The sequence below is a fragment of the Parasedimentitalea huanghaiensis genome (assembly GCF_009753675.1).
GTDB classification, from domain to species: Bacteria; Pseudomonadota; Alphaproteobacteria; order Rhodobacterales; family Rhodobacteraceae; genus Parasedimentitalea; species Parasedimentitalea huanghaiensis.
Genome location: NZ_WQLV01000010.1, coordinates 92505 through 108904, shown reverse-complemented (window position 1 = coordinate 108904; position 16400 = coordinate 92505). Strand labels below are relative to the sequence as shown.

The 16400-nt window shown below is 53.3% G+C and carries 15 protein-coding genes; 3 read left to right on the top strand and 12 right to left on the bottom strand.

The genetic code is table 11. The annotated features are described in order from the left end of the window. Positions 1-49: 49 nt before the first annotated feature. The gene (locus GO984_RS16080) at positions 50-682 is read left to right on the top strand and encodes an FkbM family methyltransferase (RefSeq protein ID WP_157023639.1); all 633 of its coding nucleotides are present in this window, start codon (positions 50-52) and stop codon (positions 680-682) included. Positions 683-737: 55 nt separating this feature from the next. Here the strand turns inward: GO984_RS16080 and GO984_RS16075 are convergent, their stop codons facing one another. From GO984_RS16075 to xylF, 4 genes are all read right to left on the bottom strand, one after another. Continuing rightward, on the bottom strand, positions 738-1433 hold the full coding sequence (locus GO984_RS16075) for an FkbM family methyltransferase (RefSeq protein WP_157023638.1): 696 nt from the start codon (positions 1431-1433) through the stop codon (positions 738-740). A gap of 157 nt (positions 1434-1590) precedes the next feature. Next, positions 1591-2388, bottom strand: coding sequence for an ATP-binding cassette domain-containing protein (locus GO984_RS16070; RefSeq protein WP_157023637.1), 798 nt, complete (start codon positions 2386-2388; stop codon positions 1591-1593). After that, positions 2385-3686, bottom strand: coding sequence for a sugar ABC transporter permease (locus GO984_RS16065; protein ID WP_138163543.1), 1302 nt, complete (start codon positions 3684-3686; stop codon positions 2385-2387). Before GO984_RS16065 ends, GO984_RS16070 begins: the two co-directional genes overlap by 4 nt. 80 nt (positions 3687-3766) lie before the next feature. After that, complete coding sequence (xylF, locus tag GO984_RS16060) at positions 3767-4795, bottom strand: D-xylose ABC transporter substrate-binding protein (RefSeq protein WP_157023636.1); 1029 nt, start codon at positions 4793-4795, stop codon at positions 3767-3769. Between the two features lie 170 nt (positions 4796-4965). Between xylF and GO984_RS16055 the strand changes: the two genes are divergently transcribed. Together GO984_RS16055 and GO984_RS16050 are read left to right on the top strand one after the other, a co-directional pair. Next, positions 4966-6180 (top strand): ROK family protein, encoded by a 1215-nt coding sequence (locus tag GO984_RS16055; protein ID WP_342448099.1) that lies wholly within the window; start codon positions 4966-4968, stop codon positions 6178-6180. Continuing rightward, a complete protein-coding gene (locus GO984_RS16050) occupies positions 6170-7684 on the top strand; it encodes an FG-GAP-like repeat-containing protein (RefSeq protein WP_167740373.1) in 1515 nt (504 codons plus the stop codon). The genes GO984_RS16055 and GO984_RS16050 overlap by 11 nt, the downstream gene beginning before the upstream one ends. Here GO984_RS16050 and GO984_RS16045 read toward each other — a convergent pair. From GO984_RS16045 to GO984_RS16010, 8 genes are all read right to left on the bottom strand, one after another. Then, the gene (locus GO984_RS16045; protein WP_157023635.1) at positions 7678-8979 is read right to left on the bottom strand and encodes a cytochrome-c peroxidase; all 1302 of its coding nucleotides are present in this window, start codon (positions 8977-8979) and stop codon (positions 7678-7680) included. The two genes, GO984_RS16050 and GO984_RS16045, sit on opposite strands and share 7 nt — an antisense overlap. A gap of 3 nt (positions 8980-8982) precedes the next feature. Next, the gene (locus tag GO984_RS16040) at positions 8983-9975 is read right to left on the bottom strand and encodes an aldose epimerase family protein (protein WP_157023634.1); all 993 of its coding nucleotides are present in this window, start codon (positions 9973-9975) and stop codon (positions 8983-8985) included. Continuing rightward, positions 9972-11285, bottom strand: coding sequence for a xylose isomerase (gene xylA, locus GO984_RS16035; protein ID WP_157023633.1), 1314 nt, complete (start codon positions 11283-11285; stop codon positions 9972-9974). The genes GO984_RS16040 and xylA overlap by 4 nt, the downstream gene beginning before the upstream one ends. After that, a complete protein-coding gene (gene xylB, locus GO984_RS16030) occupies positions 11282-12736 on the bottom strand; it encodes a xylulokinase (protein WP_157023632.1) in 1455 nt (484 codons plus the stop codon). Before xylB ends, xylA begins: the two co-directional genes overlap by 4 nt. A gap of 516 nt (positions 12737-13252) precedes the next feature. Beyond that, entirely contained in the window at positions 13253-14110 is an 858-nt protein-coding gene (locus GO984_RS16025) for a fumarylacetoacetate hydrolase family protein (protein WP_157023631.1), read from the bottom strand. Between the two features lie 56 nt (positions 14111-14166). Continuing rightward, on the bottom strand, positions 14167-14328 hold the full coding sequence (locus GO984_RS16020) for a hypothetical protein (RefSeq protein ID WP_167740372.1): 162 nt from the start codon (positions 14326-14328) through the stop codon (positions 14167-14169). 80 nt (positions 14329-14408) lie between these two features. Next, positions 14409-15374, bottom strand: a complete 966-nt coding sequence (locus GO984_RS16015) for a pyridoxal-phosphate dependent enzyme (RefSeq protein WP_157023629.1) — start codon at positions 15372-15374, stop codon at positions 14409-14411. After that, positions 15371-16363: an ornithine cyclodeaminase family protein gene (locus GO984_RS16010; RefSeq protein ID WP_157023628.1), complete on the bottom strand. Its 993-nt coding sequence runs from the start codon at positions 16361-16363 to the stop codon at positions 15371-15373. Before GO984_RS16010 ends, GO984_RS16015 begins: the two co-directional genes overlap by 4 nt. Between the last annotated feature and the right edge of the window lie 37 nt (positions 16364-16400).

The window sequence follows — 16400 nt, the reverse complement described above, 5'->3', positions numbered from 1 at the left end:
ATTGCATGCTCGTGCCCGACAACGAACGTACTTAGAAAGCCAGTCCACCATGAAACTCAACAAAATGACTTCGAAGTATTTTCGGAGATATGGCTTTCAACCGAATTGTATCATTGATGTCGGCGTTTTGGACGGAACGCCATTTCTCTACAAGAGCTTTCCAGACACCAAGTTCATCCTTGTAGATCCTTTGGTCGAGTCACAAAAGGCAGTGGAAAAGCGCTGGGGTGACCGACTGAATTTTGATTTTCATTTGTGTGGTGCCAGCGACAAAGCTGGCAGTGTCAATCTTACAATCACCACGGACGGCCCTGCCCGGTCTAGTATGACCAGACGTTTGAATTTTGACAGTGGCGCCACCGAGATCCGTGAAATCGAGACACGCAAGCTTGATGATATTCTCGAAGGGTACGAAGGTCCCTTTGGTCTGAAGATCGACACTGAAGGTAATGAAATGTCAGTTCTGCGCGGCGCATTAAAAACGCTGGCCAATTGTGAATTTGTAATCCTTGAAACCTCGATCAAACGCCGTTTTGAAGATGGCTACAAATTCTCGGATGTGATCGGCTTCATGGCTTCACAAGGGTTTGAAGTCCACTCGTTTTTGTCTGGATTAACCCGCTCCCCTAGGATGGCGGATGTCTTATTCGTGAAATGGTCGAGCTCGCGTACAGAACTTTAGGGTATCCTGTTAAAACTCATTTTTGGGGCCAAGATCACAGGTGTTTTGCGGAAAACTAGAGTTTTTGAAACAGAACGGCACCTTCGCTTGACACGCGTTGGTGGTAGAAAAAACCATGCCGGTGCATGCTCTCAAACACTTTTATAATTCCAGAGCCGCCGCATTTTCGCGTGTGAAGTTCCATGTAAATGCGACTAACGCCTGCCAACTCGACGTTTTCAAAAAGGTCAACTTCACCACCTTCAATATCACAGACAATAACCGAGGGCTTCACCTCTGCGATAATCTTACTCAAACGGACCACAGGCACGTCAATTGTATTGTAACTGGCCTTTGAAGGGCGGTTTAGAGAAGACGACCAAAACGGGTCTGTGACGTAAAATGGAACCGTATTATCTGCAGGTAATTCAGCATCATCAGACAGTGCCAACACATTTCGCACATTTGCGGTAGAGACGCCGTTGGCGGCATGAACGTGTGAAATAAATTCGCACAAATGGGGATTTGCTTCAACGCATGTTACGTGGCTGACGCCCAAAACCTTTGCTAGGTAGGTTGAAATAAAGCCAATCCCAGAACCCAATTCGAGAACCCGGTCTTGCTTTTGAATAAACTTCGGCAACCCAATGACTTCAGGTGTTTCATAAAATTCAGCCTGCAATTTCTTCTCAACTTTAGGCGTAATTATCTTCTCATCCAAAGGGATGCGAACGCCTCTGCAAGACACAAATTTTGTTGAATTGAGATGCATAGACCATTCCCGTGTAATTTGTGCCCATGTATTTCAGGATGCATAGCTACATTCAAGTCGTGTGCATGGGAAAGCCCAATGATAAAGCGGTTGGGGTTTTGGAAGGTTCCTGTCGTGATGCAGTATGCTGCGTCTTCAAGCGGATCTGTTTACATGATTATGCAACGGCTTGCTTTGGCACTTTCCCCAGAATGATCATCGACAGAAGATCATCATCGGTGACCTCATCAATATTCACGGTTCCAACAAGCTGGCCGTTTTTCATCACACTCGCCCTGTCGCAGAGTTCCATCACGGCGTGAACATCATGGTCAATCAAGAATATCCCAATACCCTGCGCCTTTAGTTTTTGGATTAGCTCAGCCACCATCTGAGTTTCTTGCGGTCCCAGTGCTGCGGTCGGTTCATCCATAATCAGAATTTTGGCGTTGAAATAGACCGCCCGTGCAATGGCGACTGACTGACGCTGACCACCTGACAAGGCGCTAACAGGCTCTGCGAATTTGCTAAAGTTCGGGTTCAGTCCACCCATGATCTTGCGGCACTCTGCTTCCATTGCGGCGTCATCGACAAGACCAACCGGCGTGATCAACTCACGCCCGAGGAATAGGTTAGACGCAGCGTCCAGATTATCAGCCAGTGCAAGCGTCTGGTAGATGGTCTCAACATTGTAGCTGCGCGCGTCACGCGGATTGTGAATTTCAGCTTTGTTGCCATTGATGCGGATTTCGCCGCTGTCCATCTGATAGGCACCGGACAATACCTTGATCAGGGTCGATTTGCCTGCACCGTTGTGACCCAGCAGGCCCACAACTTCGCCCGGATGCAGATCAACGCTGACATGGTCGACGGCGTGAATGCCGCCAAATGATACGCAAATGTCTTTCAACTCGACCAGTGGCGTATCCCCATCGATACGCCGTTGCTGAGCTGTTTTAACTTCTGAAGCAGTCATATTTTTGCTCCCAACCGTTTGCGGTACTGAATATCGAGCCAAACTGCAAAAACCAGCACCGATCCAACAACAATGTTCTGTAGCGGTGCATCAACGCCAACCATCGCCATTCCGGACTGCAGGCTTTGCATAACAAGTGCCCCAAGGATGGCGCCATAAATCGTCCCGGCACCGCCAGCCAACGCTGTACCACCGATGACCGCAGCAGCAATCACTCGCAATTCATCAAGGGTTCCGATGTCGTTGGTGTGGTTTTGCAAACGTGCCGAAGCCACAACAGCAGATAAGGCGCAGAGAAACCCCATGATAGCAAAGACCTTGACGGTCAACAGACGAGTGTTGATGCCCGATAGATCAGCCGCGTCCGGGTTTCCGCCGGTTGCAAAAATGTATCGCCCCAGTCGTGTACGGCGGGCGACAACTGTCATGACGATGGCGGTAGCAATCAGGATTAAAACGGAAATTGGCAGACCATAACCAACTTCCAGCCCCTCTGGCATTACCTCGCCTTTGGCCTCGAACATGCGCTGCAGTTTTCGACTTGGAATATCATAAGAGTTCAGGATCCAGACAAAACCCAGAATGGCACAGGTCACGATGCCCATGACAATACCTTCGGCCCAAGCGGGTTTCGCCGGAAATCCATGTTGAATTCGTCCACGACGGGAAGAGACCATTGCCCAAAGTGAAATTGCGACCGCAACCACCCCAATGGTCCAGCTCATTGCTTCTCCCATGGTGCCACTGACGCCCCCCAGAACCAAAAAGTTCTTGTCCAACGGCCCAATTGTCTGTCCGGAGGTGAACAACCACCCGTAGTTCCTCCAGACCAGAAACCCGCCAAGTGTCACGATAAAGGCCGGAACGCTTTGATACCCGACCAGCCATCCTTGAAAGGCACCGATCAATGTGCCGATGCTTAGACCTATTGCGATGGCAATTATCCAGGTCAGTGGGTGGTCGAACCCAAGGCCCAGATATGTTGGCAGGAATTTTGTTTGTACCAGCGCCATGACGGCTGAACTCACAGCTAGTACTCCGCCAACAGACAGATCAATGTGGCGCATCACAATAACAAACACCATTCCCGTCGCCATGATCGCGACCGACACTGTCTGGATCGTCAGGTTGAACAGGTTACGCGGGCTGAGGAAGCGGCCATCCGTTAAAATGTTGAACCCGATACACAGGATGACAAAGGCACCGATCATACCCAACAGCCGTACGTCCAGTTCCAGCTGCTGGAACATGTTGCGTTTTGACTGGGACGGGATCGGCTGAGATGTGGTTTCGGTCATGTCCGAACTCCAGATACAGCGGTGGTTGTCAACAGCGCGCCCCAATCAGGTTGGGGCGCGCCAATGTTCAAGATTAGAGTCTAGTTACAAGGTGCAGGACCGTTGGTCACACCCTGGCACAGTTTGTCTTTACTGATCCAGCCGGCGTCGACCACGACGCTTAGATTTCCAGCAGTCACAGGAACCGGAGCCAGAAACATGGATGTCATGGCTGTGCCACCTGGCGACGTCCAAGCCGCAGACCCTGCTACGTCTGACAAAGCAGCCCCGCCGGCCAGTGCCACAGCGATTTCACCGGCATTTTTACCCAGATCGCGGGCATCTTTCCAAACAGAAACAGTTTGGGTGCCCAGTGCAACGCGGTTCAGCGCAGCGTGGTCTCCATCCTGGCCAGACACGGGAAGCCCTTCCATGCCCTGAGCCGTCAAAGCTGCAACAACACCACCAGCGGTGCCATCGTTGGACGCAATCACAGCGTCAACCTTGTTGTCGTTGGCGGTCAGGATCTGCTCCATGTTGCGCTGTGCATTCGCAGGCAGCCAACCATCGGTATAGGCTTCGGCAACAATTTTGATTTTGCCACTGTCAACCGCTGCCTGAATGACTTCCTGCTGTCCACCGCGCAGGAAATCTGCGTTGGGATCAGTTGGAGAGCCCTTAATCATGACGTAGTTACCGGCAGGCAAAGCCTCCAGAACAGCACGGGCCTGCATGCGGCCAACTTCGACATTGTCAAAGGTCAGATAAAACGCACGGCTGTCTTCGATCAAACGGTCATAGGCAATAACCGGAATGCCTTCGTCGGCCGCAGCCTGAATGGCCGGGCCAATGGCCTGTGTATCCTGTGCTAGAACGATCAGTGCATCTACACCCTGAGCAATCAGGCTTTCGATATCTGACAGCTGCTTGGACGACGACGATTGCGCATCAGCTGAAATGTAGTCTGCGCCTCCGGCTTCCAAGGCGTCCTTGATAGCGGCTTCGTCAGTTTTCCAGCGCTCTTCCTGAAAGTTCGACCAGCTTACGCCAACAGTCAAATCAGCGGCAAAAGCTGCCGAACCGGTCATGGCCATAGCTGCGGCCAGAGAGATTCCACTTAAAAATTTCATTGTATTCCTCCCCGTTCTGAAAGGGCCCGTAAAACCGAGCTCTCCATACAAAACCGGCTTAGCACTATTTTTTTTGAAATTCAAATTAAATCATGTACCCTGCCCTTGGAGGTACCTATTACCAAGACCGCAACGATGGTTTATTGGTCTCGCAGGGGGTGAAAAATTTGGTGAAAGAAAACCGTCTCTCGCATTCAGGCGAACAACGCGAAAGTGGCAAGCAACAGGTCATCGATACGATTCGAGCGGCCGGCAGTATTGCGCGTATTGATATTTCAACAGCAACGCGGGTCAGCCCAGCCACGGTGACGGCAATTACCGCTGAACTGATTGATGTCGGGCTGATCGAAGAGATCATTCCGGATGTCCCCCGGCAGGACGCTAAACGCGGCCGCCCAAGGGTCGCCCTTAAAATCCGCGGTAATGCGCACAGAATTGCCGGGATCAAGGTGTCTCATCGGGTGATTTCAGTCGTGCTTCTTGATTTTGAAGGCAACGACATCGTCGGCCATGAGATGCCACTTCAACAGGCCTGCATGTCCGTTTCTCTACTGTGCACAGAGATCATGAACGCGCTTGCGCAGGCCTGCGGCAAGGGTGGCTTTGATGTCAGCACGATCTCTGGAATTGGCGTCGGACTCGCGGGGCTGGTGGATGCCAAAAGAAATTTTGTCTACTGGTCCTCGTCTCTGGACGAACGGAATGTCGATTTTGGAGCCCACCTCGCCCAACACACCCCCTGCCCTATTTTTATAGACAATGATGCTAACTTGGTTGCAAAGGCTGAACATCTTTTTGGCAAAGGGCAAAATGTCAGCGATTTTGTTGTCATCACAATCGAGCATGGTGTTGGCATGGGCATTGTCATTAATAACGAGATCTATCGTGGCTCGCGTGGATGTGGTGCTGAGTTTGGCCACACCAAAGTCCAGTTGGAAGGTGCGTTGTGCCAATGCGGGCAGCGCGGCTGTCTCGAGGCTTATGTCGGTGACTATGCATTGCTGCGCGAAGCAAACATCACCAATGGCGGTGTGGGGCATCGGGACTTGGGACAGCTGGTAGAGGCCGCGCAGTCCGGTGATCAGATGGCCTGTTCTATCTTTGATCGGGCTGGTCGCATGTTTGCGATGGGGTTGGCCAATGTGGTCAATGTTTTCGATCCAAAACTGATCATATTGTCCGGCGCACGACTATCCTTTGATTATCTCTATTCGGAACAGGTGATCCAGGAAATGCAGCGTTGGGTCGTACAGGTCGATGCCCCGTCACCCGAAGTTCTCGTGCACAGTTGGGGGGATTTGATGTGGGCAAAAGGAGCGGCGGCCTACGCAATTGAAGAAGTTTCAGCCTTGGCTATTCGGGAGCTAGCAAGCAGTGAAAAGTGAGCTGGCACTAACCCTCGCTTTGATCGCTCCGCAGGTTTCTGCCCAGGTGAGCTATTCTCCGCGCCCCCTCCCCGAACATGTCTATTCAGGTGGGTGGGAGCATTTTGTCGGTGGTGGCGTGGCAGCCTTTGACTGCAATGGCGATCAGCTTCCTGAACTCTATGCAGCGGGCGGTGAAAATCCAGCGCAGTTAATGCTCAATACAACAACGGGTGCGGGTCAAGACCTGTCATTTGAGGCAACGACGCCAGATGCGCTTGCCGTAACGGGTGTCATCGGAGCCTATCCGCTGGATATCGATGGGGATGCGATCCTGGATTTGGCAGTGCTTCGCAATGGGTCGGATATGCTGATGCATGGACTGGGAAACTGTGAGTTTGCACCCTTTTCTGATTTGGGTTTCGAAAGCGGGGATCATTGGACCACAGCGTTTTCCGCGACCTGGGAGACAGGGAATACGCTGCCAACACTGGCCTTTGGTACCTATGTCGACCGTAGCAATCCCGATGGTCCGTTTGAGACATGTGATGCGACATTGCTATACCGCCCCAACGGTCAATCTTACAGGGCAGTCGAACATCTGGAACCCGGCTTTTGCGCCTTATCCATGCTGCTTACAGACTGGTCCCGGACGGGTCGTGCAGATCTGAGGATCAGCAATGACCGTCATTATTATGTGCGCGGTGGCCAAGAGCAGATGTGGGCGATGAAAGATACCCCACGCCTGTATTCAGAAGGCGAAGGTTGGCAGCCCTATTTCTTGTGGGGCATGGGGATCGCCTCTCGCGATCTAAGCGGAGATGGTTTTGCCGATGTCTATCTGACCTCGATGGGGGATCAGAAGTTCCAGTATTTCGACCCGGACAAAGGTGGGCCGTCGTACCGCGATGCCACTTATGAGCGTGGGACCACTGCGCATCGCCCCTATACCAGCGGCGATGGGCGGCCTTCAACCGGGTGGCATGCCGCATTTGGCGATGTAAACAACGATGGGCTGGATGATATTTTTGTCGCCAAAGGCAATGTCGAACAGATGCCCGGTGCAGCGATGAACGACCCGAACAACCTGCTGATCCAATCACCAGACGGCACGTTTCGCGAACATGGTCAAACCGCAGGGATTGCCAATCTGGCACGATCCCGTGGTGCGGCGCTGATGGATCTGAATCTGGATGGTCGGCTGGATCTGGCAGTTGTAAACCGGCGGGCGCAGATGGAGCTGTACCAAAACACAACGGCGGAAGGGAACTGGCTGATGGTGCAACCTGCTGCCCGTGCCGACAATACTCAATCCGTTGGCAGTCATGTGGAATTGCGCGTTGGAGACAGGGTGCAGACCCGCGAAATCACGGTCGGAGGTGGGCATGCCAGTGGGCAAGCTGGGCAAATCCATTTTGGATTGGGGCGAGCCACCGAGGGCGAGGTCAGGATTATTAGGTCAGATCAAAGTGTATCTGACTGGCAGCGGTTCACAGCCAATCAGGTTGTTACACTCGCTCACTGATCAACGGGCAATCCACTGGGGACCTTCATTGGCACGCCCAACCGACCTTTGATCGCAGTTGCGTCGGTTAAGCTGTGCAAAAAGGCGACCAGATCTGTCACGGCACCATCGCTCAAGCCAATTGGCTGCAATTCATTTGCCTCTGCAATCCGCGCCAGTTCATCTTTGTCCCCCACAACACGCCAATCGTCAGCATCATCGATTTGGTGAAACAGCACCTGCGTTGGATCATAGGCATGCAGCGACACAATCGGATCTAGATGATGGCGAACAACGGCTTCCAGACTGGCATAGGCTCCGTTGTGGCCATAAGGGCCAGTTACGGACACGTTGCGCAACGAGGGCGTCAGGAATTTGTACTGGTCAGCCAGATCTCCGGTTACGCGCATCCTCCCGTCGTCGCGTGCGTGGGTCTCAAACGGTGCAGATTTCCCCGGCCCGATTTGCGGCATGGCTATCGCGTGAAAACTGTGGTCCGTTTGCAGCCATCCCGAATGACAGTTGGAACACCCCGCCTCGCCATAAAACAGCTGCTGACCGCGGGCCGCGTCATCAGGCAGCGGATTTCCCCCCATCATGGCGCGGTCAAATGGGCTGTCATCTGCCCGCCATTCAACCCGCGTGAAATCGGCGATGACATTGGCAATGTCAGTGAACTTAATGGGTTCCTGTTCCCCCAACACAGCATCAAAGGCGGTGCGGTATTCCGGAATTGCCTCTACCCGAGCAGCGATTTTGTCCCAAGCCCCGTCCTTGATGCTCAGATGACCCAAGCGAACCGCCTGTGACACTTCATTTTCCGAATAATGCCCCGCCATTTCATCACTGGCCAGAACCGGGAACATCGCCTGTGCGGCCAGAACACTGTCAAAACCAACAACCATTTCAGCGCCCAGCGGTGTTCGGATGCCACCTGGCCTGTCCGGATCAATCTCCAAACGACCGTCATGGAAAAAGGACGTATATTCTTGGGCACCCAGGTTCCACAGGGCCGGAGCATTACGGGGCAATCTGTCTTCGGGGATGTTGTTCGGATCAATACGCCGGTCCGGGCCAAGTCCAATTCCCCCCTCCCCTATCGACAATGACATCCCGTCAGAGGTGCCAAACCGGGGATGATGGCAGGTCCCGCAGCTGATGTTTCGGTTACCGGACAAGATGGGATCGTAAAACAGCAACTGGCCTAGTTGAACACGCAATGGGTCCATCTCGGGAAACACAGGACGAGGCCCCAGATCCTGCGCCTGGGCCTGAGCACCGGTTGCCAACAGGGCGCCGACCGCCATCCACTTCATCCGTCAGCTCCCTTTGATTTCGATTTGCAACTTCTGAGTATAAGGCATTTCGGGAGAAACCATAACGGATGGGAACGAGGGGATATTGACCGCGTTGGGAAATCCCTGCGGCTCAAAACAAAATCCGCCAGCTGGGCCATAGGTCTGCCCCTCCAGCCCATCACTCTGCGGTGCCATCTGCGCGGCAGTATAAAGCTGCGCCCCCGGCTGATCGCTCCAGATTTTCAGCCCCATGCCATTGGGGGCCTCCACAGTTGCGATGGCCTCTCTGATGTTTCTGTCCGCTTCAAAAACTAAATTATGGTCGATCCCAAGCCGCGCAGAATCTGCCTCCGCAAACGAACGTTTCTTGCGGAAATCGAAATGGGTGCCATCAACCGGCGCAATATGTCCCGTTGTGATGCCTTCATCATCCATTTCTAGTACCCTGTCCGCAGCACAGCGCATTTGGTGCTTCCAAATGGAGCCGCAGCCGGCGAGGTTGTAATAGTTATGCTGGGTCAAGCTAATCGGCGTCACGCAATCCACTTCGGCGCGCATATCATAGGTTACACCGGCCCCATTCAACCGAATATCAACGGTGAATTTAGCGTGCCCCGGGAACCCCCCTTCCCCAGCGGGCGAAGTATACGACAAGCGCACTGCAGACGCCCCGTCAGGTTCGATGTCCCAAAAAACTTTGGATAAGCCAGCAGGGCCACCATGTAGTTGGTTGGCCCCTTCATTGGGGCTCAATTGGTGGGTTTGCCCATTTAGCGAATAGACCGCACCGCCAATCCTGTTGGACACCCGCCCGGCAATGGCTCCAAAATAGGTGCTGCAATTCAAGTAGCGAGCAGGATCTTCATATCCCAGCACAACAGGAACACGCAGCCCATTCAACGGAACTCGCCAATCCCTAGTCGTCGCTCCATAGTTCAGGATCGACAGTGAGACATCACCATCTCTGATGGTGGCCTCCCGTAGAGCTTGGCCGCAGTCGCTAATGACAGTCATACGAACCTATTGACGACGTTTTCCAGATATTCCTGTTTTCCGGATCTTGGCTTTGGATTAATACCCTGCGCCTCGACACGTGCTGCGATATCGTCCAGAGATTCTTTGCCCGCCAACATGGATTGGTTCACAGGTTTGTCCCAATCCGCATACCGGTCTTTGACGAAGTTCGGCAATGTACCGTCTTCGATCATTGCAGCAGCGGCCTTTAGCCCGCGTGCACATACATCCATACCGCCGATATGAGCAATCAACAGATCTTCGGCATCCAGAGATTGACGGCGCAGTTTCGCGTCAAAGTTGGTGCCACCGGTTTTCAAGCCGCCGTCCTGAAGAATGTGATAGTAAGCCAGCGCAACTTCTGGAACGTTGTTAGGGAATTGATCCGTGTCCCAGCCAGATTGGTAATCGTTACGGTTCATATCGATCGAGCCCAAGATGCCCAATGACGTGGCCGTTGCGATCTCGTGCTCAAACGAATGGCCTGCCAGAATAGCGTGGCCCTGCTCAATGTTCACTTTGACTTCGTTTTCCAGCCCGTGACGTTTCAGGAACCCGTAAACAGTTGCAGTATCGTAATCATACTGGTGCTTGGACGGTTCCTGTGGCTTTGGTTCAACCAAGATTTCGCCTTTGAACCCGATCTTATGCTTGTGCTCAACAACAAGGTTCAACATGCGCCCCATCTGCGCGTCTTCTTTGGCCAGATCGGTGTTCAACAGCGTTTCATAGCCTTCACGGCCCCCCCACAGAACATAGTTCTCACCGCCTAAACGGTGGGTTGCGTCCATGCATGTTTTTATGGTCGCCGCACAGAACGCAAACACGTCGGGGTCAGGGTTGGTGGAGGCGCCAGACATGAATTTTACCTGACTAAACAGGTTGGCAGTCCCCCAAAGTAGCTTCACGCCGGTCTCTTCTTGCTTTTGCGCAAAATAGTCGACGATCTCGTTTAGGTTCTTGGTGTTTTCGGCAAAATTTGCCCCTTCGGGACGTACATCCGCATCGTGGAAGCAATAGTATGGCGACTTCAATAGTGTAAACATTTCAAAAGCCACATCGGCTTTCAGCTTTGCCAGTTCCATGGAATCCGCAGGGAACCAGGGGCGGTCAAAGGTCTGACCACCAAAGGGGTCGCTGCCCGGCCAAGCAAAGTTGTGCCAGTAACAGGTGGCAAAACGCAGATGGTCCTCCATCCGTTTGCCCATGACAACTTCGTTTGGACTGTAGTGACGAAACGCCAGCGGATTGGTGCTGTCGGCGCCTTCGAATGGAATTTCGGTGATGTCGCGGAAAAATCCAGTGCTCATGATAAGGCAACCTTCAAGTTGGGGTAAAGCGCGCGATACCGCGCATGAGTTTCGGAATATCGGTCGACCAAATCAATACGTGGCTCGACGGTCTCTGCGACCTTGGGGCGGTTCATAATCGTAGAAAGGTCGGCATTTGTGTCCGCTGCAATTGCTAGTCTCGCTGCGCCAAGCGCTGCGCCAAAGTCGCCTTTTTCCGGCAAATCCAGTGGCAGATTTAACGTGGTGGCCAGCGTTTCCAGCCAGAACCGGGATTTTGTCCCACCGCCAATGGCCAGGACGCGCGACAAACAGGTTCCGGTTGCCCTTAACGCGTCAAGGTTATCGCGCAGAGCAAAAGAGACACCATCCATAACCGCCCGCGTTAAATCTTCGGGCGAGGTTGCAACATCCAAACCTACAAATGAACCTCTCACTGTGCTGTCGTTATGTGGGGTCCGCTCGCCAGACAAATAGGGAAGGAACAAGGTCTTAGAGGGTCCGGAGATCGCCCTATCTAGTTTTCCGGCAAGCTCGGCCGGAGACCGCCCTAAAATCCGCGACAACCAATTCAAACAATCGGTTGCAGCAAGAATAACGCCCATCTGATACCAGGTATCCGGTACTGCGTGGCAAAATGTATGCACGGCTGATGCCGGATCAGGGGCAAAGCTGTTCTTGGCCGCAAATAAAACGCCCGATGTTCCAAGCGAGACAAACCCGTCGCCGTCTTGAAAGCACCCAACACCACAGGCTGCCACTGCATTATCGCCGCCACCGCCTGCAACAACCACAGCGCCAGTGATTCCCCAGTCGGCACGTAGATTTTCACGTAAATTTCCAGAAATTTCGGAGCCTTCGACCAGACGGGGCATTTGATCCCGATGCATGTGCCCCGCGGCAAGTAGGTCATCAGACCAGTCGCGCTTTCCAACGTCCAGCCAAGACGTGCCAGCACTGTCCGACATGTCGCTTACATATTCCCCCGTCAGCCAAAGGCGCAGATAATCCTTGGGCAGCAGAACCTTTGCCACCTTGGCAAAGATTTCAGGTTCATTTTCTTCAACCCAAGTCAGCTTGGGGGCGGTAAAGCCTGGAAATACGATATTCCCTGAAAGGTCGCGTACATTGGGTGTCTCATCAAGAACGGCAGCCTGTACCGCCGCGCGCGTGTCGTTCCACAAAATACAGGGCCGCAATACCTGCCCCTGAGCATCCAACAGGGTTGCACCGTGCATGTGGCCACTTAATCCGATCCCTCTGACAGCGCTGAATTCGGCAGGATAATCAGTCCGGAGCTGCGCCATCACGGTTTTGCAGGCATCCAGCCAATCTGCCGGATCTTGTTCGCTCCAGCCCGGATGTGGGTTTGCCACCGAATAGGCTGCATCAGCGGTAGCAACAATCGCTCCGCCCGCATCAGACAGCAATGCGCGCAAGCCAGACGTTCCCAGATCTAAACCGATATACATCCGTGTCCCTTTCGCAATGGCGCGCTTTTGATGGAGTTCGAGTTTATTTATTTTAGTATGTAAAATAAAACAGAGGGAGCGTAGTTGTCAACACAAGTCAGCGATCAGAATTGCGCGGGTTGCCGATCCGACGCCAAGACGGTTTGCAGCTCTGAGCTTCGCGCGACAGGTATGTTGCTCTAGCAAAAGGGGAAGTTGATGCAGGCAGTCACATTCCCACGCAATACAGATTTGTCGGTCAAACTAGGGGGAGCAACTCCACGAAAGGCGTCCCGTCGCTGACAGGACCAAGAGCGCAAGTAAGAGAGTGCAGTGCGGTGTCTTTTTGCCCGCACCAAAGATCGGCATCTACCTGGTCGCAGAGATGATGGGAATCTGCAGATCTGGCGGTCAATGAACTTCAAGGGTGGCAGCAGCAAAACTACATCCGCAATGTGTGCCGCCCCTATGAGTTTATGGTGTCAGAATGTGAATTGGAGCTAAGCGGTGAAAAGTGCCCCCTAGCTCCAGAATTTTTCATGAGAAAGCGCGCACCCGCTGGGTTTGCGTGCCCAATCCTTCGATACCTAGTGACATCACTTCGCCGCCTTTTAGGTAAACCTGCGGCGATTGTGCCATGCCAACACCTGGGGGCGTGCCGGTTGAAATGATATCGCCGGGTTGCAGGCTCATGAACTGGCTACAATAGGCCACCAGATGCGGCACCTTGTAGACCATTGTCGCGGTTGAACCGTCTTGAAAACGCGTTCCATCCACATCCAGCCACATGGCCAGGTTATCAAAATCGTCCACCTCGTCCTGGGTTACCAGCCAGGGGCCGGTTGGGCCAAAGGTGTCGCAGCCTTTGCCCTTGTCCCAGGTGCCTGCACGTTCCAATTGGAATTCACGTTCCGACACGTCGTTGACCACGCAGAATCCTGCCACATGGGATAGCGCGTCGGCCTCATCGATGTAGCTGCCACCAGTGCCAATCACCACGCCCAGCTCTACCTCCCAATCGGTCTTGGTAGAGCCGCGCGGGATCTGTACGTTGTCATCAGGCCCAACAATGGCCGAAGTCCATTTGTTGAAAATCACCGGTTCTGGTGGAACGTCCATACCTGCCTCGGCAGCGTGATCGGCGTAATTCAATCCGATGCAGATGAATTTCCCCACCTGTCCCACACATGCGCCCAAGCGCAGATCCTCTTGCGGCTTTCCGGCTACAACCGGCAGGCTGTTCGGGTCCAGAGCGGTCAGTTTTGTCAGGCTTTCGCTGCTCAGTGCTGCCCCTGCAATGTCCGACACCACACCGGACAGATCTCGCACCTGTCCCTGAGTATCCAGAAGACCGGGTTTTTCCTGTCCCGCTGGACCATAGCGCAAGAGCTTCATGTGTTGTCTTCCCTATAATTATGTGTCCGGGCGATACATTGCCCAAACCCGACTTCCTATTCTGGTTCAGTCGAACAAAACGGCTGCGAATTTGGCGCTATCTTGTTTGACTTATCATAGGAATGGAACCCGGTAACAATCAACGCTGGCACGATTTCATCGTTCATTGCAAACCCTACATTGGTGCTAAAGATATCATTCAGGCTGGAATGGGTCATTAGGATCGCCAGCATATAGATTTGGCGATCCACCTTGGTTTCATCGTTTAGTGTTTTAATCTGATCCCAAAGTCACTGTCTCAGAGCAACACCTTCGCGATCCGGTCCTTATCATAGTTCGCGCCGCATAAGAGAACCACATTGATGGCTCCGGCATAATTGTCAGGTTCGATCAATAAGGGAGCCAGAGCAAGTGCTGCGGCACCTTCCACTATCATGTTTTCTTGCCAAGCGAGAACGCGCAAAGCCTCTGCGATCTGGTCTTCGTTGACATGAACAATCTGGTCGATAGCGTCACTCGCCAACGGGAGGGTTAAAGAGTTTTCGTCGACGCCACCGGCGACCCCGTCAGCTAGCGTGTCCAGATGCTCTGTTTCGACAACCTCCCCGGCCTTGATCGAGGCTGCAAGTGCTGCAGAGTTGGTGGCACTTACACCAATGATACGTGTGTCGGGCGATACTGATTTCACAACTGAACCGATGCCCGAGATCAAACCGCCACCGCCCATGGAAACAAAAATGTTGTCGACACGGGGCAGCTGTTCGAGAATTTCCAGCCCAATGGTCCCCTGACCTGCGATGACTTCGGCATCATTGTAAGGCGAGACATAGGTGTGCCCTTCGGTGTCTGCCAACATCCTTGCATGCACCTCGGCCAGAGATGAGTCTGCACCTGCAATCACCACACGCGTTCCAAAAGCCTCGATGGCTTTGCGTTTTTGATCAATCACAGTTTCAGGCAAAACGACGGTGAGCTTGTGTCCAGTTCTTTGGGCAGTCAGCGAACAGGCAATACCGTGGTTGCCAGAGGAGGCAGTGATTACTGGGCGATCAACGGGCACCGAGCTGAGCTTAGCCGAGGCACCTCGGAGTTTGAAAGATCCGGTGAGTTGGAAATTTTCGGTCTTGTAGTGGATCTCTGTGTTGGGGAGCAAAGTCATTCTGCTGGGCAAAACTTCGGTCTTTCTAACCAGGGCAGCGATGCGTCGGCGAGCGGCAACAGAGCGGCAGGCGGATTGAAGAACCCGTTTGGTTGGAAGTGTCATGTGATAGTTCCTTCATTTGGTTTGCCTGTTTGCGCTGCGCGATACACAGACAAGGAAACGGCTGCGTCCTGGACTGCGAGGCCTGTCAGATCGGCAATGGTGATTTGGGCGTCGTTGGTTCGCCCCGGATGGTCGCCAGACAGAACTGCACCAATAGGGATAACGGTTTTGGCAGAGAGCTTTCCCGCCGCCGCCGCCGTTTGAAACTCCCCGTGTAAGAGCGACTGGGCAGCCAGATCACACAGGCAAAGGTCAGCGCGCAGAACCAGATCTGCCTCCAGCTCTTGTTTGCCAGGGCAATCGGCGCCAATTGCTGTAATATGCGTGCCAGGTGCCACCCAACTGGACTGCACCAAGGGCGTTTTGGTTGGGGTTGTTGTAATGATCACATCTGCCTGCTTGCAGGCCTCTTGTAGATCACTTGCGGCACTGGCCTCTATCCCATCGGATCGCAATCTCTGTGCTGTTTGCTCCGCTTGATCCGGCCGCCGCGCCCAGATCTTGAAAGTGATGCCTGGATCGGATGACAGATGCTGAAGGCAGCGGGCCTGATGTTCGGCCTGCAGACCTGCCCCAACAATGAGAACTTTGGAAAAATCAGCCCGCGCCAGAGCCAGAGTGGTCAGCGCTCCGCCCAGACCTGTACGGATGTCCGTCAACCAGCCCTCGTCTTTCAGCAGGGCCAGAGTCTGACCTGTCTTAGCGCAGAATAATAGGTTCAAACCATTTGAGCTGGCCAGGCCCTTGCTTGGGTTATTGTAAAACCCGGTTGCGATTTTGACCACAAAACCTTCGGTGCCATCGATGTGTCCGGATTTCACATGGCAGTCGCCATTGACCTTTTCGAACCCAAGATAGGTGACCTCAGGAACCTGCACGCAACCCTGTGCCTGTGCAATATAGGCTTGGCGTATGGCCTTTGCTCCAGTGGACAAGTCAAGCAGGCCCTGGATCTCAGATTTATGTAGTTCCAGCAAAATGTCTCTCAATGCTTATTGACTGATTTTCTGTACTGAACTATCTAAA